The sequence below is a fragment of the Pseudomonas sp. B19(2017) genome (assembly GCF_002113165.1).
GTDB lineage: Bacteria > Pseudomonadota > Gammaproteobacteria > Pseudomonadales > Pseudomonadaceae > Aquipseudomonas.
The window spans coordinates 209,969-234,415 of record NZ_NEJR01000001.1; the positions used below are offsets into that span (position 1 = coordinate 209,969).

The 24,447-nt window shown below is 63.8% G+C and carries 21 protein-coding genes; 12 read left to right on the forward strand and 9 right to left on the reverse strand.

Annotated features, from left to right (window positions below; genetic code table 11):
- The gene (gene rpmG, locus CAF70_RS01055; protein ID WP_003253507.1) at positions 1–156 is read left to right on the forward strand and encodes a 50S ribosomal protein L33; all 156 of its coding nucleotides are present in this window, start codon (positions 1–3) and stop codon (positions 154–156) included.
- Positions 157–324: 168 nt separating this feature from the next.
- Here rpmG and CAF70_RS01060 read toward each other — a convergent pair whose 3' ends face one another.
- On the reverse strand, positions 325–684 hold the full coding sequence (locus tag CAF70_RS01060; RefSeq protein ID WP_003258971.1) for a cupin domain-containing protein: 360 nt from the start codon (positions 682–684) through the stop codon (positions 325–327).
- A 196-nt stretch (positions 685–880) separates the two neighbouring features.
- Here CAF70_RS01060 and CAF70_RS01065 point away from each other — a divergent pair, with 196 nt between their 5' ends.
- On the forward strand, positions 881–2,374 hold the full coding sequence (locus tag CAF70_RS01065) for an aldehyde dehydrogenase (protein WP_085621526.1): 1,494 nt from the start codon (positions 881–883) through the stop codon (positions 2,372–2,374).
- A gap of 142 nt (positions 2,375–2,516) precedes the next feature.
- Entirely contained in the window at positions 2,517–3,656 is a 1,140-nt protein-coding gene (locus CAF70_RS01070; protein ID WP_085621527.1) for an MFS transporter, read from the forward strand.
- A 106-nt stretch (positions 3,657–3,762) separates the two neighbouring features.
- On the opposite strand, the gene CAF70_RS01075 is transcribed toward CAF70_RS01070, so the two are convergent.
- Together CAF70_RS01075 and CAF70_RS01080 are read right to left on the reverse strand one after the other, a co-directional pair.
- Positions 3,763–5,316 (reverse strand): phospholipase D family protein, encoded by a 1,554-nt coding sequence (locus tag CAF70_RS01075; RefSeq protein ID WP_085621528.1) that lies wholly within the window; start codon positions 5,314–5,316, stop codon positions 3,763–3,765.
- Positions 5,317–5,376: 60 nt separating this feature from the next.
- On the reverse strand, positions 5,377–6,807 hold the full coding sequence (locus tag CAF70_RS01080; protein ID WP_178076333.1) for a PLP-dependent aminotransferase family protein: 1,431 nt from the start codon (positions 6,805–6,807) through the stop codon (positions 5,377–5,379).
- Positions 6,808–6,985: 178 nt separating this feature from the next.
- Between CAF70_RS01080 and CAF70_RS01085 the strand changes: the two genes are divergently transcribed.
- Positions 6,986–7,216 (forward strand): DUF1127 domain-containing protein, encoded by a 231-nt coding sequence (locus CAF70_RS01085; protein ID WP_085621530.1) that lies wholly within the window; start codon positions 6,986–6,988, stop codon positions 7,214–7,216.
- 154 nt (positions 7,217–7,370) lie between these two features.
- Here CAF70_RS01085 and CAF70_RS01090 read toward each other — a convergent pair whose 3' ends face one another.
- Complete coding sequence (locus tag CAF70_RS01090) at positions 7,371–8,663, reverse strand: FAD-binding oxidoreductase (RefSeq protein ID WP_085621531.1); 1,293 nt, start codon at positions 8,661–8,663, stop codon at positions 7,371–7,373.
- A gap of 196 nt (positions 8,664–8,859) precedes the next feature.
- Between CAF70_RS01090 and CAF70_RS01095 the strand changes: the two genes are divergently transcribed.
- Entirely contained in the window at positions 8,860–9,213 is a 354-nt protein-coding gene (locus CAF70_RS01095; protein ID WP_013974780.1) for a YkgJ family cysteine cluster protein, read from the forward strand.
- A 2-nt stretch (positions 9,214–9,215) separates the two neighbouring features.
- Here CAF70_RS01095 and dadR read toward each other — a convergent pair whose 3' ends face one another.
- The gene (gene dadR, locus CAF70_RS01100; RefSeq protein ID WP_003258963.1) at positions 9,216–9,704 is read right to left on the reverse strand and encodes a transcriptional regulator DadR; all 489 of its coding nucleotides are present in this window, start codon (positions 9,702–9,704) and stop codon (positions 9,216–9,218) included.
- A gap of 156 nt (positions 9,705–9,860) precedes the next feature.
- Here dadR and dadA point away from each other — a divergent pair, with 156 nt between their 5' ends.
- From dadA to CAF70_RS01125, 5 genes are all read left to right on the forward strand, one after another.
- The gene (gene dadA / locus CAF70_RS01105; RefSeq protein ID WP_085621532.1) at positions 9,861–11,165 is read left to right on the forward strand and encodes a D-amino acid dehydrogenase; all 1,305 of its coding nucleotides are present in this window, start codon (positions 9,861–9,863) and stop codon (positions 11,163–11,165) included.
- Positions 11,166–11,311: 146 nt separating this feature from the next.
- Positions 11,312–12,385, forward strand: a complete 1,074-nt coding sequence (alr, locus tag CAF70_RS01110; protein WP_085621533.1) for an alanine racemase — start codon at positions 11,312–11,314, stop codon at positions 12,383–12,385.
- Between the two features lie 109 nt (positions 12,386–12,494).
- Positions 12,495–13,043, forward strand: a complete 549-nt coding sequence (locus CAF70_RS01115; protein WP_013974777.1) for a cupin domain-containing protein — start codon at positions 12,495–12,497, stop codon at positions 13,041–13,043.
- A gap of 154 nt (positions 13,044–13,197) precedes the next feature.
- Positions 13,198–13,602 (forward strand): cytochrome c5 family protein, encoded by a 405-nt coding sequence (locus tag CAF70_RS01120; protein WP_038408395.1) that lies wholly within the window; start codon positions 13,198–13,200, stop codon positions 13,600–13,602.
- Between the two features lie 214 nt (positions 13,603–13,816).
- Complete coding sequence (locus tag CAF70_RS01125) at positions 13,817–15,676, forward strand: acetyl-CoA hydrolase/transferase C-terminal domain-containing protein (RefSeq protein WP_085621534.1); 1,860 nt, start codon at positions 13,817–13,819, stop codon at positions 15,674–15,676.
- A 110-nt stretch (positions 15,677–15,786) separates the two neighbouring features.
- Here CAF70_RS01125 and CAF70_RS01130 read toward each other — a convergent pair whose 3' ends face one another.
- Positions 15,787–16,359, reverse strand: a complete 573-nt coding sequence (locus CAF70_RS01130) for a xanthine phosphoribosyltransferase (RefSeq protein ID WP_009683322.1) — start codon at positions 16,357–16,359, stop codon at positions 15,787–15,789.
- Between the two features lie 65 nt (positions 16,360–16,424).
- Positions 16,425–18,434, reverse strand: a complete 2,010-nt coding sequence (gene rep / locus CAF70_RS01135) for a DNA helicase Rep (RefSeq protein ID WP_085621535.1) — start codon at positions 18,432–18,434, stop codon at positions 16,425–16,427.
- 254 nt (positions 18,435–18,688) lie between these two features.
- Here rep and CAF70_RS01140 point away from each other — a divergent pair, with 254 nt between their 5' ends.
- Positions 18,689–20,356 (forward strand): bifunctional diguanylate cyclase/phosphodiesterase, encoded by a 1,668-nt coding sequence (locus tag CAF70_RS01140; RefSeq protein ID WP_085621536.1) that lies wholly within the window; start codon positions 18,689–18,691, stop codon positions 20,354–20,356.
- Between the two features lie 100 nt (positions 20,357–20,456).
- Here the strand turns inward: CAF70_RS01140 and CAF70_RS01145 are convergent, their stop codons facing one another.
- Positions 20,457–21,845 carry a NorM family multidrug efflux MATE transporter gene (locus tag CAF70_RS01145; protein WP_085621537.1) on the reverse strand — a complete coding sequence of 463 codons (1,389 nt, stop codon included), beginning with the start codon at positions 21,843–21,845 and terminating at the stop codon, positions 20,457–20,459.
- A 155-nt stretch (positions 21,846–22,000) separates the two neighbouring features.
- Between CAF70_RS01145 and CAF70_RS01150 the strand changes: the two genes are divergently transcribed.
- A complete protein-coding gene (locus tag CAF70_RS01150; protein WP_085621538.1) occupies positions 22,001–22,927 on the forward strand; it encodes a LysR substrate-binding domain-containing protein in 927 nt (308 codons plus the stop codon).
- Between the two features lie 124 nt (positions 22,928–23,051).
- Here CAF70_RS01150 and CAF70_RS01155 read toward each other — a convergent pair whose 3' ends face one another.
- Entirely contained in the window at positions 23,052–24,446 is a 1,395-nt protein-coding gene (locus CAF70_RS01155; RefSeq protein ID WP_085621539.1) for a VOC family protein, read from the reverse strand.
- Between the last annotated feature and the right edge of the window lies 1 nt (position 24,447).

The following is a 24,447-nucleotide window of genomic DNA, read 5'->3' on the forward strand; positions in this document are numbered from 1 at the left end:
ATGCGTGAATTGATCCGTCTGGTTTCGAGTGCTGGCACTGGCCACTTCTACACCACCGACAAGAACAAGCGCACCACTCCGGACAAAATCGAGATCAAGAAATACGATCCGGTTGTTCGCAAGCACGTGGTGTACAAGGAAGCCAAGATCAAGTAATTGATCGGCAACCTGAAAAAACCCGCATCCGAAAGGCTGCGGGTTTTTTTATGCCTGTTCGGGCCTTTTCGCGGGCTTGCCCGCTCCCACAGGTACATCACAAGCCCGAGAGCAGTGAGATCCCTGTGGGAGCGGGCGAGCCCGCGAAGAGGCCGGTACAGCCTCAGATCATTTCTGCTCGAACATCACATAGATCTTGCGGCAAGGCTCCAGCACCTCCCAGGTGCCCTTGAAGCCGGCCGGGATGACAAACCGATCACCGGCACGCAGGGTCTTGGCCCCGCCATCCTGGTCACGCAGCACCGAAACACCCTGGACGATCTCGCAGTATTCATGCTCGGTGTAGTTCACCGTCCACTGTCCCACCTCGCCTTCCCACACGCCCGCAGCAAACTGCCCGCAGGGGCTGGAATAATGGTTGTAGACCGCCTGGTCGGGCTCGCCCTTGAGGATTTTTTCCGCCGCCGGGCGGTAGCGTTCGGCCTCGGTGATGACCTGCGCGAAGTCGATGATGCTGTCGATGCTCATGGTACGGCTCCTGTTGTTGTTTAATAAAATGCACATCAGTAGGCTTTTGAGCCTTCTGTGTCAAATATATTGATAGTTTACCCGGGCTGGTTTAGGGTATCGCTTGCCAGTGTGCGCTCGTCGCCCGGCCAGAATTCTGACAACGCCTGTGAGTCCTCAGTGCGGCGTTGCACCTAAACAAGAGGAGGAGTTTCGTATGACCACCCTGACTCGTGCGGACTGGGAACAACGCGCCCAGCAACTGAAGATCGAAGGCCGTGCCTTCATCAACGGCGAATACACCGATGCCGTCTCCGGTGAAACCTTCGAGTGCCTGAGCCCGGTCGACGGACGCTTCCTGGCCAAGGTTGCCTGCTGCGACCTGGCCGATGCCAACCGCGCTGTGGAAAACGCCCGTGCCACCTTCAACTCCGGCGTGTGGTCGCAGCTGGCCCCGGCCAAGCGCAAAGCCAAGCTGATCCGCTTCGCCGACCTGCTGCGCAAGAACGTCGAAGAGCTGGCACTGCTGGAAACCCTGGACATGGGCAAGCCGATCGGCGACTCCTCCAGCATCGATGTACCTGGCGCTGCCAATGCCATTCACTGGACTGCCGAAGCCATCGACAAGGTCTACGACGAAGTCGCCCCGACCCCGCATGACCAGCTCGGCCTGGTTACCCGCGAAGCGGTGGGTGTGGTCGGTGCCATCGTACCGTGGAACTTCCCGCTGCTGATGGCCTGCTGGAAGCTCGGCCCGGCCCTGGCCACCGGTAACTCGGTAGTGCTCAAGCCGTCCGAAAAATCGCCGCTGACAGCCATTCGCATCGCTCAGCTGGCCATCGAAGCCGGTATTCCGGCTGGCGTGCTGAACGTGCTGCCAGGCTACGGCCACACCGTGGGCAAGGCCCTGGCCCTGCACATGGACGTCGATACCCTGGTGTTCACCGGTTCGACCAAGATCGCCAAGCAGCTGATGGTTTATGCCGGCGAATCGAACATGAAGCGCATCTGGCTGGAAGCTGGCGGCAAGAGCCCGAACATCGTCTTCGCCGACGCTCCGGACCTGCAAGCCGCCGCAGAAGCTGCCGCCAGCGCCATCGCCTTCAACCAGGGCGAAGTGTGCACCGCAGGCTCGCGCCTGCTGGTCGAGCGTTCGATCAAGGACAAGTTCCTGCCAATGGTGGTCGAAGCCCTGAAAGGCTGGAAGCCAGGTAACCCGCTGGACCCACAGACCACTGTCGGTGCCCTGGTCGACACCCAGCAGATGAACACCGTGCTGTCGTACATCGAGGCTGGCCACAAGGACGGCGCCAAGCTGCTGGCCGGCGGCAAGCGCACCCTGGAAGAAACCGGTGGCACTTATGTCGAGCCGACCATCTTCGACGGCGTGACCAATGCCATGAAGATCGCCCAGGAAGAAATCTTCGGCCCAGTGCTGTCGGTGATCGCCTTCGACACCGCTGAAGAAGCTATCGCCATTGCCAACGACACGCCGTATGGCCTGGCCGCTGGTATCTGGACCTCGGACATCTCCAAGGCCCACAAGACCGCCCGTGCCGTGCGTGCTGGCAGTGTCTGGGTCAACCAGTACGACGGCGGCGACATGACCGCGCCGTTCGGTGGCTTCAAACAGTCGGGCAACGGCCGTGACAAGTCGCTGCATGCGCTGGAGAAGTACACCGAGCTGAAGGCGACCTGGATCAAGCTGTAATCCCAGGGGCCGCTTTTGCGGCCCATTCGCGGGTAAACCCGCTCCCACAGGTACACCACTGCCCTTGAGAGCGGTGCAGTACCTGTGGGAGCGGGTTTACCCGCGAATGGGCCATGGAAAATTCTTGGCCTGGGAGGCTGCAATGCGTTGGGGTACCTACTTCGCCGTACTGGCATCGGTGCTTAGTGTCGGCCTGGCGCTGGGCGTAAGCATGCCGCTGGTATCCCTGCGCCTGGAGGCCTGGGGCTACGGCAGCTTCGCCATTGGCGTGATGGCCGCGATGCCGGCGCTGGGCGTACTGGTAGGTGCCAGCCTGGCCAGCCGCCTGGCCGGCTGGGTCGGCGTGCCCTCGGCCATGCGCCTGTGCCTGTGGGGCGGAGCGCTGTCGATCGGCCTGGTCGCACTGTTGCCCAGCTACCCCCTGTGGCTGTTGTTGCGCCTGCTGATCGGCATGTCGCTGACGGTGGTGTTCATCCTCGGCGAAAGCTGGATCAACCAGCTGGTGGTCGAGCAATGGCGTGGTCGCCTGGTGGCGCTGTACGGCAGCAGCTATGCCCTCAGCCAGCTGGCCGGGCCGCTGGTACTGGGCTTTCTCGGCTCGGATGACGACTTCGGCTTCTGGGCCGCGACCGGCCTGCTGCTGGTGGCTCCGCTGATCCTCCTTGGGCGTGGCGGTGCGCCGAGCACAGAGGCCTGTAGCGTCACCTTCGGTGATCTGTTCGCATTTTGCCGACGCTTGCCGGTGATCGCCTGGGCCATTGCCCTGTTTGCCTCGTTCGAGGCGATGATCCTGACCTTGCTGCCGGTGTACTGCCTGCAGCAAGGCTTCAGCACCGAAATCGCCCTGTTCATGGTCAGTACCGTGGTGGTGGGCGATGCGGTGCTGCAGCTGCCCATCGGTGCGCTGGCCGACCACATGTCGCGGCGCACCCTGTTCACCGGCTGTGCGGTGACCCTGCTGGTATCCAGCCTGGCGATTCCGCTGTTGTTGCACACGCCGGCGATCTGGCCGTTGTGGGTACTGTTCGGGGCCAGTGCAGGGGGCTTGTTCACCCTTTCGTTGGTGCTGATCGGCGAGCGCTACCGCGATGATGAGCTGGTGCGGGCCAATGCCCATGTGGCGCAGCTGTGGGGTATTGGTTGCTTGCTCGGGCCATTGCTGGCGGGGGCGGGGAGCCAGTGGATCAGTGGGCATGCGTTGCCGTTGCTGATGGCGGCGGGGGCTGCGGGGTTGGTGGTGTTGACCCGGCGGCGTGGGGCTTTTGAGCCTGTGTCTGCCTGATGGATATTGGGGCCGCTTTGCGGCCCATCGCCGGCAAGCCAGCTCCCACACCTCGAATGCCGTGCGGTCCTTGTGAGAGCTGGCTTGCCGGCGATGAGACCAGTAGCTACAGCATCTTCTCCAGGCCGACCGCCTTGCTGATCCAGGCATTGAACCGTCGCCATATCCCGCCCGGCTCGGAAGTCAGCATATGCCGTTGGCCATTGTCCTCGGTCGCCCACACCAACTTGTTCCCCACCAGCTTCACCTGGTAGCTCAACGCCGGGGCCATACCCTGCTCGGCCAGTTCGCGGGTGTATTCGGCCAACTCCGGGCTGTCTACCAGTACCCCGACCTCGGTATTCCACAGCACCGACCTAGGGTCAAAGTTGAACGAGCCGATGAAGGTCTTGCGCCGGTCGAATACGATCGCCTTGGTATGCAGGCTCGAATCCGAGCTGCCGTGATAGGTCAAACGCCCGGCGCTGGGGTCGCCTGGCTGTCGGCGAAGCTCGTACAGCTGCACGCCATGTTCGAGCAAGGCCCGGCGATAGGGCGCATAGCCGCCATGCACTGCCGGCACATCGGTGGCCTCGAGCGAGTTGGTCAGCAGCTTCACCGAAGTGCCGGCATCGGCACGCCCGGTCAGGTACAGCAAGCCCGGCTCGCGCGGCACGAAATAGGCCGACATCAGGATCAGCTCGCGCTGGACGCTGGCCAAGTCAGGTGCCAGTTGCTGGCTCAGCAGCAGTTGCGGGTCTGGTTCGTCGTTGGCCAGCACCTTGCTCGGTGCATCCCACAGCGCCTGGGCATGGGCCCAGATCAGCTCGTTGCGCCACACATCCAGGCGCGGCTGCGACTGGTAGGCCATCAGGCGGTCATACAGTGCTTTGCGCTGGGTCCTGGCTTCAGCCAGGGAAATTTCCAGGCGGTGGCGGCTGGCGCGCAGGTCGCTGGCATCCGGGTCACTCCAGAGGAAATCGGTGATCGGTCGGCTGAGGGCGCTATTCCAGTACTGGTCGAAACTGTGCCCCAACTGCTCGGCTATCGGGCCTACCCCCAGCAAGTCGATGTCGGTGAAGTTGAGGTTGGGTTCGGCATCGAAATACTCGTCACCCAGGTTGCGCCCGCCGACGATGGCCATGCTGTTGTCCACCAGGAACAACTTGTTGTGCATGCGCCGATGCTGGCGCGACAGGTTGAACAGGCGGCCCACGGCGCGCGTTACGCCGGTACTGCGGCCCAGGTGCAATGGGTTGAATACGCGGATGTGGATGTTCGGATGGGCATCGAGGGTGCCCATGATGACGTCCAGGCCGTCGCTGGTGGTGTCGTCGAGCAGGATGCGCACGCGCACGCCACGGTCGGCGGCGCGCAGCAGTTCATGCACCAGGGCACGGGTGCTGAGGCCATCGTGGACAATGTAGTACTGCAGGTCGATGCTCGCCTGGGCGTTGCGGATCAGTTCGGCGCGGGCGCGGAACGCCTCGTTGCTGTTGGGCAGCAGGCGAAAGCCCGAGCGGCCGCCGTAGGGCGCGGCCTGGCGCAGCACCGAGCGGCCGAAGGCCGAGTCGTTGGCGGGCAGCGCCTGGCTGGTTTCGCGGGGCGTGCCGACGCTGGCACAGCCGGCAAGGCCGAGCAGCAGCGCCAGCAGCAGAGGCAGGGCTCGCTGGAGTCTCAAGGGTAGATCGTCCTGTGCAACGAAGGCTTTAAGGATTGGACCGTGGCGGGCGGCGCAAAGTTACGCGTCGGCGCTTTCTTCATCCAGTAGACGAAGGGCGGTTTCACCTACCTTGCGCACGGCAGCCTCGATCTGTGGCGTTGGCCGTGCGGCAAAGTTCATGCGCAGGCAGTGGCGGAATTTACCCGAGGCCGAGAAGATGCTGCCAACGGCCACCTGCACACCTTCTTCCAGTAAAGCGCGGTTCAGCCGCAGCGTATCGAAATGTTCAGGCAATTCCACCCACAGCATGAAGCCGCCCTGGGGCCGGCTGACACGGGTGCCCGCCGGAAAGTAGCGGGTCACCCAGTCGCTCATCAGGTCGCGGCCACGCTGGTACTGGCTGCGCATGCGCCGTACGTGGGGCTGGTAGTGCCCGCCAGCGATAAAGTCGGCGATGGCAAGCTGGGGCTGACTGGCCGTGCTGCCGGTGCTGATGTATTTCATGTGCAGTACCCGCTCCAGGTAGCGTCCGGGTGCTACCCAGCCTATCCGCAAGCCGGGAGCGAGAGTCTTGGAGAACGAACTGCAGAGCAGCACACGACCATCGTCGTCGAACGACTTGAGGGTGCGCGGGCGCGGATAGGTATAGGCAAGGTCGCCATACACATCATCTTCCAGGATGGCTACGTCGTAGCGCTGGGCCAGGTTAAGCAGGGCCTTCTTGCGGGCCTCGGGCATGATGTAGCCGAGCGGGTTGTTGCAGCTTGGGGTGATCTGTATGAGCTTGATCGGCCATTGCTCCAAGGCCAGTTCCAGCGCCTCCAGGCTGATGCCGGTGACCGGGTCGGTGGGAATTTCCAGGGCTTTCATGCCCAGGCCCTTGAGGGTTTGCATGGCGCCGTGGAAGCTCGGGGAGTCGACCGCGACGATATCGCCCGGCTCGCACACCGCGCGGATACTGCATGACAGCGCCTCATGGCAGCCGGTGGTAATCACAAGGTCGGCCGGGCCCAGGCGGCAGCCGGAGTCGAGCATCAGCCGGGCCACCTGTTCGCGCAGTGCCAGGTTGCCGTGGATGTTGTCGTAGTACAGGCCAGGCATGTCCTGCCGCCGGCTCAGCTGGGCGAGGCTGCGCAGCAGTGGCTTGAGGGTGGGGCTGTCGATGTCGGGCATGCCGCGACCGAGCTGGATCACGCCCTGGCGTGGGGTGCTGCGCACCAGGTCCAGCACCTGCTCCCATTGCGAGATGTCCACCGGGCGCTGGGCCGGGCGGCTGACGGCGGGCAGGGCCGGCAGGTGGCGGTGCTCGCTGACGAAGTAACCGGACTTCGGCCGGGGCGAGACCATGCCGCTGTCTTCCAGCATGCGGTAGGCCTGCTGCACGGTGCTCAGGCTGACCCCGTGCTCCACACTCAGGGCGCGCACTGACGGCAGGCGCTGGCCGGGGCGGTAGAGGCCCTGCTCGATGCGGGCACCGAGCAGTTCGGCGAGGTTCAGGTAGAGGGTCACGGCATACTCCTGCGCTGCATTGGCATAGCGACCGGTACAGTTGGGGTGAAAATACAGCATTCAGTCGGCCAGCGGCCAATTCTGTATGGGAATAATAAGGCGGTATTGGATCTGTATTGCAGATACTGCCGACGCGCATGCTTTCCCTACGGTATCAACTGAACGGGAGGATGCGGTGATGGGTGGCATGAGCGATGTGCGCTTGCAACTGTTGGCCAGGGAACTGGAAGCCGGGCAGCAGGCCAAGGTGTTCAACGCGCCAGCGGGGCTGGGGCGTTGGGGGCTGATGCTGCATCGCTGGCACACTCGCAGGGCGCTGCTGCAGTTGACCGATGTTGAGCTGCGTGATGTGGGGCTGAGCTGGGAGCAGGCCCGGACCGAGGGGCTTAAGCCCTTCTGGAAGGACTGACCATACAGATATTGCGCGGTCGATGTAGGAGCGGCCTTGTGTCGCGATAGGGCCGCAGAGCGGCCCCAGCGGTATTTGCGGCGAAGCTGAAACCTGGGGGTGCTACGCACCCCTTTCGCGACACAAGGCCGCTCCTACAGGGACCGCGCAGCTTTCAGACCAGCTCTTTCAGGCGATGCCAGAGCATGCCCAGCGCCAGCAGCGGCGAGCGCAAATGCTGGCCGCCGGGGAAGGTGATGTGCGGCACTTTGGCAAACAGGTCGAAACGCCCGCTCTCCTGGCCGCTGATGGCCTCGCCCAGCAAGCGCGCCGCCAGGTGGGTCGCGTTGAGCCCATGGCCCGAATAGGCCTGCGCGTAATACACGTTCGGCTGGCTGGCCAGGCGGCCGACCTGCGGCAGGCGGTTGGCGCCGATGCCGATCATGCCGCCCCACTGGTAGTCGATACGTACGTCGGCCAGCTGCGGGAACACCTTGAGCATCTTCGGCCGCATGTAGGCGGCAATATCCTTCGGATCGCGGCCCGAGTAATGGCAGGCGCCGCCGAACAGCAGGCGGTTGTCGGCAGACAGTCGGTAGTAATCCAGCGCGACACGCTGGTCACACACTGCCATGTTCTGCGGTAGCAGCGCGCGGGCGCGCTCCTCGCCCAGCGGCTCGGTGGCGATGATGTAGCTGCCGGCTGGCAGCACCTTGCCGCCCAGTTCGCGGTTGAGGTTGTTGTGGTAGGCGTTGCAGCACAGCACCAGGGTCTTGGCGCGCACCCGGCCCTGGGCGGTATGCACCTGCACTTCAGGGCCGTAGTCGATCTGGGTGACCTCGGACTGCTCGAACAGCTTCACGCCCAGGCTGCTGGCCACGGCAGCTTCACCCAGGGCCAGGTTGAGCGGGTGCAGGTGGCCGGAGCCCATGTCGATTAGCCCGCCGACATAGCAGTCGGCACCGACCACGCTGTGGATATCGTCCTTGCCGACCAGGCGCAGTTCATGTGCGTAGCCGAGGCTGCGCAGTTCCTCGGCATCCTGCGCAAAGCCCAGCAGTTCGGCGGGTTTGTTGGCCAGGTCACAGTAACCCCAGGTCAGGTCGCAGGCGATGGCGTGCTTTTCGACCCGCTCGCGGACAATCTGCACGGCTTCCAGGCCCATCAGCTTCATGCTGCGCACACCTTCCTCGCCTATCACCGGAAGAAACTGTTCCAGGCCGTGGCCGACGCCACGGATCAGCTGGCCACCATTGCGCCCGCTGGCGCCCCAACCGAGCTTGCGCGCTTCCAGCAGGATGACCGTAAAGCCGCGTTCGGCCAGCTCGATGGCGGTGTTAAGGCCCGAGTAGCCGCCGCCGACGATGCACACGTCGGCGCTGTGTTCGCCTTGCAGGAAGGAGTGGTCGGGGTGTGGCGCGCTGCTGGCGGCGTAATAGGAGGCGGCGTGCTGCGCGCTGTGGATCATTGGGGCTGGTCCTGGGCTGATGGGCTAGGGGAGGAGGATAAGCCGGGGCTTTGGGGTGGGCAACCGGCCTCATCGCCGGCAAGCCAGCTCCCACAGGATTTGCGCAATGGCTGAGACCAGTAGTGTACCTGTGGGAGCTGGCTTGCCGGCGAATGGCCCTATAATCCAACCTCAATTGCCAACTTTGTACTTAGCCATGTCCTGCAACCGCCACAAAATCCACTTCCTGCGCGAACTCATCCCTTCCTTCGAGTGCGAGCCCGGCTGCCACGACTGCTGCGGCCCGGTCACCACTTCGGCGGAAGAAATGGCGCGCCTGCCGCGCAAGTCCCAGGCCGAGCAGGACGCCGCCCTGGAGCGCCTGGACTGCGTGCACCTGGGCCCCAACGGCTGCACGGTGTATGAAGAGCGCCCGATGATCTGCCGCCTGTTCGGCACCACGCCGCGCCTGGCCTGCCCGCGTGGTCGTGGCCCTGAACAGATGATCGAGCCTGCTGCCGAGCAGCTGGTCCACCAGTTCATTGCCACCACCCGCCAGGTGCTGGTCTGACTTCAGTCCGGGATCGGCAGGCAAAGGCTCTCCTTCACCTCTTCCATCACGATATAGCTTTTGGATTCGCGCACGTGCGGCAGTTTCAGAAGGATGTCGCCGAGCAGCTTGCGGTAAGAGGCCATCTCGGAAATCCGAGCCTTCACCAGGTAGTCGAAGTCACCTGAAACCAGGTGGCATTCCAGTACGTGGGGCAGTTTCAGCACCGCGCGGCGGAACTCCTCGAAAGTGTCGCCCGATTTGTAGTCCAGGCTGATTTCCACGAATACCAGCAGGCTGCCCTTGAGGTGCTGCGGGTTCAGGCGGGCGTTGTAGCCCATGATGATGCCCTCGCGCTCCAGGCGGCGGACCCGCTCGGTGCAAGGGGTGGTGGAAAGCCCGACTTTCTCGCCCAGTTCGGTGAAGGAAATGCGCCCGTCATTCTGCAGGATACGCAGAATGTTACGGTCGATCTTGTCCAGTTCACGCTTGCTCTGGTGCTGGGTTCTCATAGGGGATGCCCCTCCGTGAAAGGCGATTTTGCCGAGAATTCTCGCCAATAATAGGCTTTTATATAGTGAATTGCACTGCCTTCAAATTCCTATACTGCGCGCATTCATGCCATTTCAATAAAAGTCTGCGGCGCGCCGCGTGCGAGGGATAAAACGATGCGAGTTCTGGTACTTGGTAGCGGTGTAATCGGAACCGCCAGTGCCTACTATCTGGCCCGGCAAGGTTTCGAAGTAACGGTGGTCGATCGCCAGCCGGCGGTGGCCATGGAAACCAGCTTTGCCAACGCCGGCCAGATCTCGCCCGGCTATGCCTCGCCCTGGGCCGCCCCGGGCGTGCCGCTGAAGGCCATCAAGTGGCTGCTGGAGCGCCACGCGCCCCTGGCCATCAAACTCACCGGCGACGTCGACCAGTACCTGTGGATGGCCCAGATGCTGCGCAACTGCACCGCCAGCCGTTACGCGGTGAACAAGGAGCGCATGGTGCGCTTGTCCGAGTACAGCCGTGACTGCCTCGACGAGCTGCGCGCCGAAACCGGTATCGCCTACGAGAACCGCAGCCTGGGTACTACCCAGCTGTTCCGTACCCAGGCTCAGGTAGATGCTGCGGCCAAGGACATTGCCGTGCTGGAACAGTCCGGCGTGCCTTACGAGCTGCTCGACCGCGACGGTATTGCCCGCGTCGAACCGGCTCTGGCTGGCGTCAAGGACATCCTGGCCGGCGCTCTGCGCCTGCCCAATGACCAGACAGGCGACTGCCAGCTGTTCACTACCAAGCTTGCCGAAATGGCCGTGAAGCTGGGCGTGGAGTTCCGCTTCGGCCAGGACATCCAGCGCCTGGACTTCGCGGGTGACCGCATCAATGGCGTGTGGATCGACGGCAAGCTGGAAACTGCCGACCGTTACGTGCTGGCGCTGGGCAGCTACTCGCCGCAGATGCTCAAGCCGTTGGGCATCAAGGCCCCGGTTTACCCACTGAAGGGCTACTCGCTGACCGTGCCGATCACCAACGGTGACATGGCCCCGACCTCGACCATTCTCGATGAGACCTACAAGGTCGCCATCACCCGTTTCGACAACCGCATCCGCGTCGGCGGCATGGCTGAAATCGCCGGTTTTGACCTGTCGCTGAACCCGCGTCGGCGCGAAACGCTGGAGATGATCGTCAACGACCTTTATCCTCGCGGCGGTGACCTGAGCCAGGCCAGTTTCTGGACCGGCCTGCGCCCGGCGACCCCGGATGGTACCCCGATCGTCGGTGCCACGGCGTTCCGCAACCTGTTCCTGAACACCGGTCACGGTACCTTGGGCTGGACCATGGCGTGCGGCTCCGGTCGCCTGCTGGCCGACCTGATTGCGCGCAAGAAGCCGCAGATCAGTGCCGAAGGCCTGGACATTTCTCGTTATGGCAACAGCCAGGAAGTGGCCAAGCACGGGCAGACCGCGCCGGCTCACCAGCAGTAAGTTCGCCTGTACCGGCCTCTTCGCGGGCTCGCCCGCTCCCACAGGAACACCACAGATGTTGAAAACTGTGCAGTACCTGTGGGAGCGGGCGAGCCCGCGAAGAACCCAACACCGATTTCAACCCGAACCACCATAAGGCAGCCGCCATGCGTCCCGCCCGCGCTCTGATCGACCTCCAGGCCCTGCGCCACAACTACCGTCTGGCCCGTGAACTGACCGGTGCCAAAGCCCTGGCCGTGATCAAGGCCGATGCTTACGGCCACGGCGCCGTGCGCTGTGCCCTGGCCCTGGAGGCCGAAGCTGACGGCTTTGCCGTGGCCTGCATCGAAGAAGCGCTGGAGCTGCGCGCTGCCGGTATCAAGGCCCCGGTACTGCTGCTCGAAGGCTTCTTCGAAGCCAGCGAGCTGGCCCTGATCGCCGAGCACGAGCTGTGGTGCGTGGTTCACTCGCTGTGGCAACTGGAAGCGATCGAAAAGACTCAGCTGCACAAGCCGCTCACCGTCTGGCTCAAGCTTGACAGCGGCATGCACCGTGTCGGCCTGCACCCCAAGGACTACCACGAGGCCTACCAGCGCCTGCTGGCCAGCGGCAAGGTCGCGCGCATCGTGCTGATGAGCCACTTCGCTCGCGCCGACGAACTGGAGGCCGACGCCACCGCCCAGCAGATCGCCATGTTCGAGGCCGCCCGCCAAGGCCTGGCCGCCGAGTGCAGCCTGCGCAACTCCCCCGGTGTGCTCGGCTGGCCGCAGGCCCCCAGCGACTGGGTGCGCCCGGGCCTGATGCTGTATGGCGCCACACCGTTCGAAGTGGCCCAGGCCGAGGCCGAGCGCCTGCAACCGGTGATGACCCTGCAATCGCGGGTGATCAGCGTGCGCGAGCTGCCTGCCGGCGAGCCGGTGGGCTATGGCGCCAAGTTCGTCAGCCCACGGCCAACCCGCGTTGGCGTCGTTGCCATGGGCTATGCCGATGGCTACCCGCGCCAGGCGCCCAACGGTACCCCGGTGCTTGTCGCCGGCAAGCGCACCCAACTGATCGGCCGGGTGTCGATGGACATGCTCAGCATCGACCTGACCGATGTACCGGAAGCCACTGTCGGCAGCCCGGTCGAACTCTGGGGCAAGCATGTGCTGGCCAGTGACGTGGCTGCGCACGCGGGTACCATTCCCTACCAGATTTTCTGCAACCTTAAGCGGGTACCGCGGGACTACATCGGCGAATGACACGCTGAAGCGGACAGGTTGAAGGGTGGTGTGTTGTAAATACTGAACGGCATTGCCATGATATCGTTCACATCCACCCCCCTTTCCACCGTTTCAGGAGGCTCCAGCTTTGGACGTCGGCGAACGACTGCAAGCCATCCGCAAGCTCAAGGGCCTGTCCCAGCGTGAACTCGCCAAGCGTGCCGGCGTGACCAACAGCACCATCTCGATGATCGAGAAGAACAGCGTGAGCCCGTCGATCAGCTCGCTGCGCAAGGTGCTGAGCGGCATTCCCATGTCCATGGTCGAGTTCTTCTCGGTCGAACTGGAACCTGAAAGCCCCACGCAGATCGTCTACAAGGCTCATGAGCTGATCGATATCTCCGACGGTGCCGTGACCATGAAGCTGGTCGGCAAGTCGCACCCCAACCGTGCCATCGCCTTTCTCACCGAGGTGTACCCGCCGGGTGCCGACACGGGGGCCGAAATGCTTACCCACGACGGCGAAGAAACCGGCATCCTGCTCGAAGGCCGCCTGGAGCTGGTGGTCGGCAACGAGATCTTCATCCTTGAAGAGGGCGATAGCTACTACTTCGAAAGCACCCGCCCGCACCGCTTTCGCAACCCGTTCGACCGGCCGGCGCGGCTGATCAGTGCGGCGACGCCATCAAACTTTTGATCCAGCGCAGTGCATTGATTCGGCAATACCCCTTTCCTGTGTGGGGTCGTTTCACGGCCTCTGGGTTCCCGCTATACTTTTCAACGCTCGCCGATCCGTGGCCGCGAGCGTGATTAGCCACCATGAGGGTGTTCGCGTGAACCAAATCAAGAAGATGCTGGCCGTACCAGCAGCCGTATTCGCCCTCTGGGCAATGAGCGCAACCGCTGCGACCAATGATGACATCGCCAAGCGCCTGGAGCCGGTTGGCCAGGTGTGCGTCCAGGGCCAGGAGTGCAAAGGCATGGAAGTGGCCGCCGCCGCAGGTGGCGGGGGCGCCAAGACACCGGACGAGATTATTGCCAAGCACTGCAATGCCTGCCATGGCTCCGGCCTGCTCGGCGCGCCGAAGATTGGCGATACCGCGGCGTGGAAGGAACGCGCCGACCACCAGGGCGGCCTCGATGGCATCCTGGCCAAGGCCATTACCGGCATTAACGCCATGCCACCGAAAGGCACCTGCGCCGACTGCTCGGATGACGACCTGAAAGGGGCGATCAAGAAAATGTCCGGGCTGTGAGAGACAGCTGAATTGCATGAGGCCCGCCATTATTGGCGGGCTTTGTTTTTGTGGTGCCTGTACTGGCCCTTTCGCGGGCTTGCCCGCTCCCACAGGTGTGTCACAGGCCTGTTCCTGTGGGAGCGGGCAAGCCCGCGAAGAGGCCGGCACAGGCAACCAAATACTTAAGGCCCATGTCCAACCCCTGAACCCATGGATGTCTCAGGAGGCCCCGATGCACCTCTGCTCCATCGACCAGGCTGTCGAGCAAGTCCTGGCGCGCCTGCCAGCTCACATTCACATGGGCCTGCCGCTGGGCCTGGGCAAGCCCAACGCCTTCGTCAATGCGCTCTATGCCCGCGTGCGCGAGCTACCGGAGCGGCAGCTGACCATCTACACGGCCTTGTCCCTCGGCCGCCCGCCACTGGGCGATGGCCTGCAACGGCGCTTTGTCGAACCCTTCGTCGAGCGCGTGTTCGCCGATTACGAAGAACTCGCCTACCTCGCCGACCTGCGTAACGACAGCCTGCCGCCGAACATCCGTGTCGAACAGTTCTTCATGCAGCCGGGCAGCCTGCTGCACAGCGAATCGGCCCAGCAGGACTACGTCAGCAGCAACTACAGCCATGCCGCGCGCGACATCAACGCCAAGGGCCTGAACCTGGTCGCCCAGCTGGTTGCTGCCACCCCCGAGAAACCTGTGCACCTGAGCCTGGCCTGCAACCCCGACATCACCCTCGACCTGCTGCCGATGATCGCCAAGCGCCGTGCCGCCGGCGAGACCATCCTCATGCTCGGCCAGGTGCATGCAGAGCTGCCTTACATGCCGGGCGACGCCGAGCTACCCATCGATACGTTCGACCTGCTGATCGACTCAGCCGAGCAGCGCCGCCTGTTCTCCACGCCAAACATGCCGGTCAACACCCAGGACCATTGCATAGGCCTGCACGCCAGCAGCCTGGTGCGTGACGGCGGTACGCTGCAGATCGGCATTGGTGCCATGGGCGATGCGATCGCCGCGGCATTGCTGGCGCGCCAGGGCGATAACGCGGGCTACCGTGCGGTGCTCAATGCGCTGGATGTCGGCCCCTGGCAGGCGCTGATCGAGCGGGAAGGGGGCCTGGATACCTTCGCTCAAGGCCTGTATGGCTGCAGCGAGATGTTCGTCAACGGCTTGCTGGTGCTGGCCGAGGCAGGCCTGTTGCGACGCCCGGCGGATGAGCAGGGCGCGTTACTGCATGGCGGCTTCTTCCTCGGCCCGCAGGCGTTCTACCAGCGCCTGCGCGACATGCCGCTGGAACAGCGCGCAAGGTTTGCCATGACGCGTATCAGCTTCATCAACGAGCTGTACGGGCAGGAGGAACTCAAACGCCGACAGCGCCGCGATGCGCGCTTCATCAACACGGTGTTCGGCATGACCCTGCTCGGTGCCGGGGTGGCCGACCAGCTGGAAGACGGTCGCGTGCTCAGCGGCGTGGGTGGGCAGTTCAACTTCGTCGTCCAGGGCCATGCGCTGGAGGGCGGGCGTTCGGTCCTGCTGCTGCGCAGCTGGCGTGAGGCGGGCGGGGAGGTGACCTCGAACCTGTTCTGGAACTATGGCCACTGCACCATCCCCCGGCACCTGCGCGATATCGTGGTGACCGAGTATGGCATTGCCGACCTGCGTGGGCAGACCGACAGCGAGGTGATTGCGCGGTTGCTGGCGGTGTGCGACTCGCGGTTCCAGCAAGGGCTGATCGAACAGGCAAAGGATGCCGGCAAGCTGGCCAGGGATTTCCAACTGGAGGCGCGCTTTACCGACAACACGCCGCAGCGCCTGGAAGCGATCAGGGCGCGGTATGCGCGATTGTTCCCGGAGTATCCGCTGGGTACGGACTTTACGGCTGAAGAGCAGGATTTGTTGCGGGCGCTGAACTGGCTGAAGAGCAAGTTCAAGCTGAGCGAGGTGCTGGAGCTGGGCAAGGCAGCGCTGGATGCGCCGGGGCCGGAGGGGTATGAGCGGCATCTGGCGCGGATGCAGCTGGATCAGCCGCAGGGGCTGAAGGAAGAGCTGTACCAGCGGCTGTTGCTGGCGGGGTTGGCGGCTGCCAGATAGAGAGGGTTGAGGCCATTCGCGGGCATGCCCGCTCCCACAGGGCCAACACAGGTCCTGAAATCTGTGGTGTACCGGTGGGAGCGGGCGTGCCCGCGAAGCAGGCGCCGCGATTACTCGATGAAGGTCACCACACCACCTTCCAGCGACTTCACCCGGGCCAGCGATTCAACGCGGTAGCCCTGGCTGTCCAGCTCGGCACGGCCGCCCTGGAACGACTTCTCGATCACGATACCCAGGCCGGCGACGGTGGCGCCGGCCTGCTTGATGATCGAAATCAGTGCCTGCGACGCCTTGCCGTTGGCCAAGAAGTCGTCGATCACCAGCACGCGGTCGCTGCTGTTGAGGTGGCGCGGCGAGATGGCAACGGTGTTCTCGGTCTGCTTGGTAAAGGAATACACCGAAGCGGTCAGCAGGTTCTCGGTCAAGGTCAGCGACTGGTGCTTGCGGGCGAAGATCACCGGCACACCCAGCTTCAGGCCGGTCATCACCGCCGGGGCGATGCCCGAAGCCTCGATAGTGACGATCTTGGTCACGCCCGCGTCGGCGAACAGACGGGCGAACTCGTCACCGATCAGCTGCATCAGTGCAGGGTCGATCTGGTGGTTGAGAAACGCATCGACTTTTAGAACCTGATCGGAAAGCACGATGCCTTCTTCGCGAATCTTCTGATGCAGTGCTTCCACTGTGGTATTCCTCGATGTAACAAAGGTGGCCGCACATAGCGGCAAAGTTAAAGAGTAATGGTTGATCAGCGTTTGAGCATTGCCCGGATATCGGCCAGGGCGTTGTTGCCCCGTGCGGCCTTTACCTCGACCGGTGCATCGTCCAGGCCTTCCCAGGCAAGGTCGTCCGGCGGCAGTTCGTCGAGGAAACGGCTGGGCGTGCAGTCGATGATTTCGCCGTACTGCTTGCGCTTGGCGGCGAAGGTGAAGGCCAGGGTCTGGCGTGCGCGGGTAATTCCCACGTAGGCCAGGCGGCGTTCCTCTTCGATGGTGTCGGCCTCGATGCTGGAGCGGTGCGGGAGGATTTCCTCTTCCATGCCCATGATGAACACGTAGGGGAACTCCAGGCCCTTGGAGGCATGCAGGGTCATCATCTGCACACCTTCGGCGTTCTCTTCCTCTTCCTGCTGGCGCTCAAGCATGTCACGCAGCACCAGCTTGCCGATGGCGTCTTCGATGGTCATGTCACCCTCTTCATCCTTTTCGAGGGTGTTCTTCAGCGCTTCGACCAGGAACCAGACGTTGCTGATGCGGAACTCGGCCGCCTTGTCGCTGGCGGTCTGCTGGCGGATCCAGTTCTCGTAGTCGATATCGCGGATCATCTCGTGCAGCGCGGCAATCGGGTCTTCCAGGGCGACCTTGTGGCGCACCCCGTCCAGCCAATGCTTGAAGCGCTGCAAACGCTCGGTGTAGCGGGCATCCAGATGCTCGCCCAGGCCCAGCTCCTCGCTGGCGGCGTACATCGAAATGCCGCGCTCGGTGGCGTAGTTGCCAAGCTTTTCCAGGGTGGTGGAGCCGATTTCGCGGCGCGGTACGTTGATCACCCGCAGGTAGGCGTTGTCATCGTCCGGGTTCACCAGCAGGCGCAGGTAGGCCATCAGGTCCTTGACCTCCTGGCGGCCGAAGAAGCTGTTGCCGCCCGACAGGCGATACGGCACCTGGTGGTGCTGTAGCTTCAGTTCGATCAGTTTGGCCTGGTAGTTGCCGCGGTAGAGGATGGCAAAGTCGCTGTACGGGCGGTTGGTGCGCAGGTGCAGGGTGAGGATTTCCATGGCCACGCGTTCGGCCTCGGCTTCCTCGTTCTTGCAGCGGATCACGCGGATCTCGTCGCCCACGCCCATCTCGCTCCACAGCTGCTTCTCGAACGCGTGCGGGTTGTTGGCGATCAGCACGTTGGCGCAGCGCAGAATGCGACTGGTCGAGCGGTAGTTCTGCTCCAGCATCACCACTTTCAGGGAGGGGTAGTCCTCCTTGAGCAGCATCAGGTTTTCCGGCCGGGCGCCACGCCAGGCATAGATCGACTGGTCGTCGTCGCCCACCACGGTGAACTGGTTGCGCATGCCGATCAGCATCTTTACCAGCAGATACTGGCTGGCGTTAGTGTCCTGGTACTCGTCCACCAGCAGGTAGCGCACGCGGTTCTGCCAGCGCTCCAGCACGTCGGGGTGCTCCTGGAACAGCTTGACCGGCAGCAGGATCAGGTCGTCGAAGTCCACCGCATTGAACGCCTTGAGCGTGCGCTGGTAATGGGTGTAGACGATGGCGGCGGTCTGCTCACGCGGGTTACGCGCTTTCTCCAGTGCCTCGGCGGGCAGGATCAGGTCGTTCTTCCAGGCACCGATCATGTTCTTGATCTCGTCGATGCCGTCGTCGCCGGAGTATTCCTTCTGCATGATGTCCGACAGCAACGCCTTGATGTCGGACTCGTCGAAGATCGAGAAACCCGGCTTGTAGCCCAGGCGCTCGTGCTCCTTGCGAATGATGTTCAGGCCCAGGTTGTGGAAGGTGCAGACCGTAAGGCCACGGCCTTCCCCCGGACGCAGCAGGGTCGCTACCCGTTCCTTCATCTCGCGGGCGGCCTTGTTGGTGAAGGTCATCGCCACGATGTACTGGGCGCGGATGCCGCAGTTCTGGATGAGGTGGGCAATCTTGCGCGTGATCACGCTGGTCTTGCCCGAACCTGCACCGGCGAGCACCAAAAGAGGGCCGCCGACATAGTCACGGGCTTCCTGCTGCCGGGGATTGAGTCGGGACATGCTAGAAACCGGGGGTCGCCAGAAAATAGCCGCGCATTCTAACAGGCATGGGGCAGTTGTGGCGCGACCGTCTGACGTCTGAGTCAAATATGTAAACGGGATTTGCCGGCAAGCGCAGTTTCGCGCAGGATGCACGACAAAATACGTCGGGATGCTACGCGCGCAGATACATGTATTAAAGTGAAAAGCATTTTCATTTAATGCAGTAGCATACCTGGCAGTCCCGTTGCACCGTAAAGCCCTAAGGAGCCCGCTTGTCCACGCCTGTCGAACCGTTGCGTTTGCTGCTGTTGGCCGATGAGCCGGAATGGGCCGCCCTGTTGCACGCCTGCATGCCTGACCTGGGTGGCACTGCGGTGCTGCTGACTGCACCGAACTGGGAGTCGGTCGACAGCCTGTTCAGCCAGGATCGCCAGGCCGTCGTGCTGGCGACGCCAGCGCTGCAACCGGCGCCCGGACGCTGCGAGCTGCCGACCATCCTGCTGCTTGACCACGAGCCCCAGGTAGCGCCCAGTGCCGTTAGCGACTGGTTGGTGCGTGACCGCCTTGATACCGATACTTTGCGCCGTTCGCTGCGCCACGTGCGCGAGCGCGGCGTACTGGTGGCCACCCTGCAGCGCCTGGCCGAGCAGGACCCGTTGACCGGTATCGCCAACCGCCAGGGCTTCCAGGCTCTGCTGACCGCGCGTCTGGCCGAGAACGAAGGCCGCGGCGTTGCCCTCGGCCATCTGGACCTGGACAACTTCCGCCACGTCAACGATGCCCTCGGTCACCAGAGCGGCGATCGGCTGATCCTGCAGGTGGTGGCACGCCTGAAACAGCAACTGGAGGCGGGCGACCAGCTGGCGCGCCTGGGTAGCGACGAGTTCGCCCTGCTGATCGACACCCGTCGCGACGCCAACCGTGCCGAATGGATTGCCGAGCGGATTGTCGAGGCGTTGGCCGAACCCTACTGGATCGACGGCGAAAGCCTGCTGCTGGGTTGCAGCCTGGGGCTGGCCCATGCCCGTGCCCAGAGTGGCGCCGACCCACTGATGTGGCACGCGCACATCGCCATGCGCCAGGCCAAGGGCAGCCAGGGTTGCACCTTCCATGTGTTCAACGAACGCATCAACCGCAACGCCCGCAGCCTGGCCGACCTGGAAAGCGAACTGCGCCGCGCCCTGCGTCGTGACGAGCTGGAGCTGCACTACCAACCGCGGTTGAACCTGGCGGACGGGCGTATCGTCGGCCTCGAAGCGCTGGTGCGCTGGCGGCATGCCGAGCGCGGCCTGCTGCCGCCCAGCGAGTTTGTGCCGCTGGCCGAGCAGAGCGGCCTGATCGTGCCGCTGGGCTACTGGGTGATTTCCCGTGCCCTGCGTGACATGCAGGCGCTGTGCGAGCGCGGGCTGGAGCCGCTGCACATGGCGGTCAACCTGAGCTTCCGCCAGTTTCAGGACAGCCAGCTGCTGGCAACCCTGAGCCGCCTGATTCTCGAGCATGGCGTGGATGCCCGCTGGCTGGAGTTCGAACTGACCGAAACGGCGGTGATGCGTCGTAACGAGCTGGTACGCCAGACCATGGACGCCCTGGGGCGCCTGGGGGTGCGCTTTTCGCTCGATGATTTCGGTACCGGCTTCTCTTCCTTCGTTCACCTCAACAGCCTGCCGATCACCTTGCTCAAGGTGGACCGCAGCTTTGTCGCGGAGATGGAAATGCGCGAGGAGAACCGCAAGCTGGTGCACGCCATGATCAACCTGGCGCACAACCTCAACCTCGAAGTGGTGGCCGAGGGAGTGGAGAGTGAGGAGCAGATGGCGTTGTTGCGCGGGTTTGGTTGTGACCAGGTGCAGGGGTTCCTGGTCAGCAAGCCGCTGCCGGTGGGGGAGTTGATGGAGTTCTTGCTGCAGGCGACCGGCTGCCAGTTGGGCGCAGCCCTTTAGGGCCCTTTCGCGGGTGAACCCGCTCCCACAGGCTTTGCACAGGATTCAGACCCTGCGCAGTCCCTGTGGGAGCGGGTTTACCCGCGAAGAGGCCCGCAAGTCAGGCCGAAGCCGTAGCCGCGCCACCCATCCCGGCCTTACCCAAAAGCCGCTTCATGCGCCACTCGAAGCCAAAGGTCAGCGCCACCGCCGCACACGCCAGCCCCAACGCCAGCCCCCACCATACCCCAACCGCACCACCGCCCAAGGTAAAGGTGAACAGCCAGGCACTCGGCGCCCCCACCAGCCAGTAGCACACCAGCCCGATCAGGAAGGTGGTCTTGGCATCCTTCAGCCCGCGGATCGAGCCCATGGCAATCGTCTGCATGCCATCGAACAGCTCGAACCACGCCGCCACCATCAGCAACTGCACCGCCAGCTGGAAGATCGCCGCAAACGCCGGGTCGTCACGGTCGATGAACAACCCCACCAGCGCATCGGGCAGCAGCCAGAACAGCGCGGCGAAGGCAAACATGATCATCGCCCCGAAGCCGATGCCCACCCGCCCGGCGCTGCGCGCCGCCAGCAGGTTGCCGGCGCCGTAGTACAACCCCACGCGCATGGTCACCGCATACGACAACCCGGTCGGCACCATGAACGCCGTGGAGACGATCTGCAGGGCGATCTGGTGCGCCGCCAGTTCGGTACTGCCCAGTACGCCCATGCACAGCGCGGCGAAGGCGAACAGGCCGACTTCCACCATATAGGTACCGCCAATCGGCAGGCCCAGCCGCCACAGCTCGCGCAGTGCCGGCAGCGACGGGCGTGACAGGCCCTTGCGCAGCGGGTAGGCGGCATACGCCGGGTGCCAGCGGATATACAGCGCCAAGGCGATGGCCATGCCCATCGACACCACTGCAGTGACCAGGCCGATGCCCATCAGGCCCAGCTTGGGCAGGCCGAACATGCCTTCGATCAACGCCACGTTGAACAGGTAGTTGAGCACCGTGCCGACCAGGCTGATGACCATCACCGGGGTCGAGCGGCCCAGCGCGCTGGTGAAGCCGCGCAAGGCCATGAAGGTCAGGTAGCCGGGCAGGGCCAGTGGCAGCAGGGTGAGGAATTCGGCGGCCGAGGCAACGTTCTCGGGCTTTTGCCCGAACAGCAGCAGCACCGGCTCCAGGTTCCACAGCACCAGCGCAGCGAACAGGGCCAGGCCCCAGGCCAGCCACAAGCCGCCCTGCGCCAGGCGGGTGGCGCCCTCGATATCGTTGGCGCCCTTGCGGATCGCCACCAGGGTGCCGACCGCCGCGATCACGCCCAGGCAGAAGATCGACACGAACGAGTAGCTCGCCGCGCCCAGCCCGCCACCGGCCAGGGCTTGCGGGCTGATGCGGGCCATCATCAGGGTATCGGTCAGCACCATCAGCATGTGCGCCAGCTGCGAGGCGATCAGCGGCCCGGCCAGGCGCAGCAAAGCCTTGAGTTCTGTGGTGGGCGCGACATGCATGGGGCAGTCCTTTTCCTGGGGTGATCGACGAAGGGCGATTCTGAGGCTTTGGTCAACTTTGCACAAAAGGATAAAAGCGATCATTGGCATGAGTCTGACTCATGCATATATGCTTCTCGGTGATTCGCTCCACATCCCCTTATGGCAGGTGCCCCATGTCCCGTCAGCTCCCCCCGCTGTATGCCTTGCGCGCATTCGAAGCCGCCGCACGGCTAAGCTCCTTCACCCGTGCCGGTGAAGAGCTGTCGATTACCCAGAGCGCGGTCAGCCGGCATATCCGCACACTGGAGGAGCACTTTGCCTGCCGCCTGTTCGTGCGCAGTGGCCGCAGCCTGCAACTGACCGAAGCGGCGCGGGTGCTGCTGCCTGGTGTACGCGAAGGCTTTGCTGCGCTGGAGCGGGCGTGCGATACCTTGCGCGGTGAGGATGACATCCTGCGCATGAAGGCCCCCTCGACCCTGACCATGCGCTGGTTGCTGGCGCGCCTGAGCCGCTTTCGCCATTTGCAGCCTGGCAATGAAGTGCAGCTGACCAGTGCCTGGATGGATGTTGACCATGTGGACTTCAACCAGGAACCTTTCGATTGCGCGGTGTTGCTCAGCGACGGGGTGTTTCCGCCAGACTGGGAAGTGCGCAAGTTGTTCCCGGAGTTGCTGATCCCCGTGGGTGCGCCTGACCTGCTCGACGAGCAACCCTGGGACGAGCGCCGGCTGGCCTGCATCGAATTGCTGCACCCCACGGTGGACAAGCGCGACTGGCGGGAATGGCTGGAGCGAATGGGCCTGAGTGAAAAGGTTTCGCTCAAAGGCGGGCAGGTGTTCGACACCCTGGAGCTGGGCATGATTGCCGCGGCGCGTGGCTATGGCATTTCCATGGGCGATTTGCTGATGGTGGCCGAGGATGTGGCGCAGGGGCGCTTGAGCTTGCCTTGGCCGACGGCGGTGCCTAGCGGGATGGATTATTACCTGGTGTGGCCGCGCACTCGTCCGGGGGGCGAGCGGTTGCGGCGGCTGAGCGATTTTCTGGAAGAAGAGGTGGCGGCGATGGATTTGCCGGATGTGGAAATCCTGCCGCCCCTCTGATCGCCTGTGCCGGCCTCTTCGCGGGCTTGCCCGCTCCCACAGGATCGCATCAGGCCTGAGGCAGATGCCGTCCCTGTGGGAGCGGGCAAGCCCGCGAAGAGGCCGGCGCAGGAGACCCAGAGCCTTACATCGAGCCCAGGTTCAACGCCTGTGCACAGGCTTGCAGCGACCGGCGCTCGCTCTGCGCATACAGCGCCAGCTCATCCTGCACCTGCAGCCCCAGCGCCGCTTCGAACGCGTCGCGGTTGGCGTTGCTGCCATACTCGGCCTGCGCATCGTCACCCAGGTTGGACTGGAAGATCCCCGCTGCACTCACTGGCAGGAAGTCCTCGTACACCAGCGCCTCGAAGTGCACATGGCCAGCCTCGATCAGCCCTTCCAGTGTGGTCGGGCGGTCATCCTGGTCGCGCGCGGCCAGGCCTTTTTCGGTGGCGAAGTAGCGGAAGTAGGCCAGCCCTTGCTCACGCATCTGCGCCAGGTCATCCGGGAACTCGGCAAAGGTGTCCTGCAACAACGCCATGTAGCGTTCGGCATTGGCCTCGGCCGGGGCGCCACCCAGGGCGGCGCGGGTGGCGTCGAGCAGCTTGTCGTACAGCTGGCGACCTTTCGGCGTCAGCGCCGCGCCGCGTTGCTCGATTTCGCCGAAGCGCGCGGTGTGGCTGCCTTCGCTGCCCTGCTGGCCGCTGAACGCGACCTTTTCCTGCAGGGCCTTGAAGCTGGTCTGGCGCAGCAGGATCGGGTGACGGCGGGTGGGCGGGCCTTCGACCACAGCCTTCGGCGGGATGCCCTTGGCCGGCATGCCGAGCTGGATCGCATCAATGTCCAGGGTGCGTGGGGTCAGGTGGTTGATGTGTGGGCCCTTGAAGGCCACCACATCGGCGATCAGGCGGTGCTGGTCGTGCAACTGTTGGTACTGCTCGGCAGTGACGGTGGCGTCGTGGTGCCAGCGGAAGGTGTGCAGCGCTTCCTGCACGAACGCCTCGGCATCGGTGGCATTCAGGCCACCATCGCGTTCGCATTGGTCGATCAGTTCAAGGGCGCGGGCGGTGAAAATCTGGCGCTTGGCCAGAATGCTCTCTGCCAGCTCGCGCAGTTGCGGGTTGTCGATCAGCTCCAGGCGCAGCAGCGAAGTGAATACGCGGAACGGGCTAACGTGCAGCGACTGCTCATGCACCGCACGGAAGGCGGTGGAATGCACCGGCACGCCGGCCGAGCTGAGGTCGTAGTAGCCGACCGGCTGCATGCCCATGACCGCGAACAGCCGGGCGATGGTGGCCAGCTCTGCCGCGGTGCCGACGCGGATGGCACCATGGCGTTCCTGGTCCAGGCGCTCGATTTCGCCGGTCCAGCGCAGGGCCTCGGCAACCTCGGGTTGCTGGTCCATGACTTGCTGGTTGATTTCGCTCACCAGCTCCAGCAACGTGCCGTACAGGGGCACTTCCTGTTTGTACATGAGCGACATGGCGGCAGAGAACTGCGCGCGGATGCTGTCGGGGCTGACGAAATCTTGGGCGGGCATC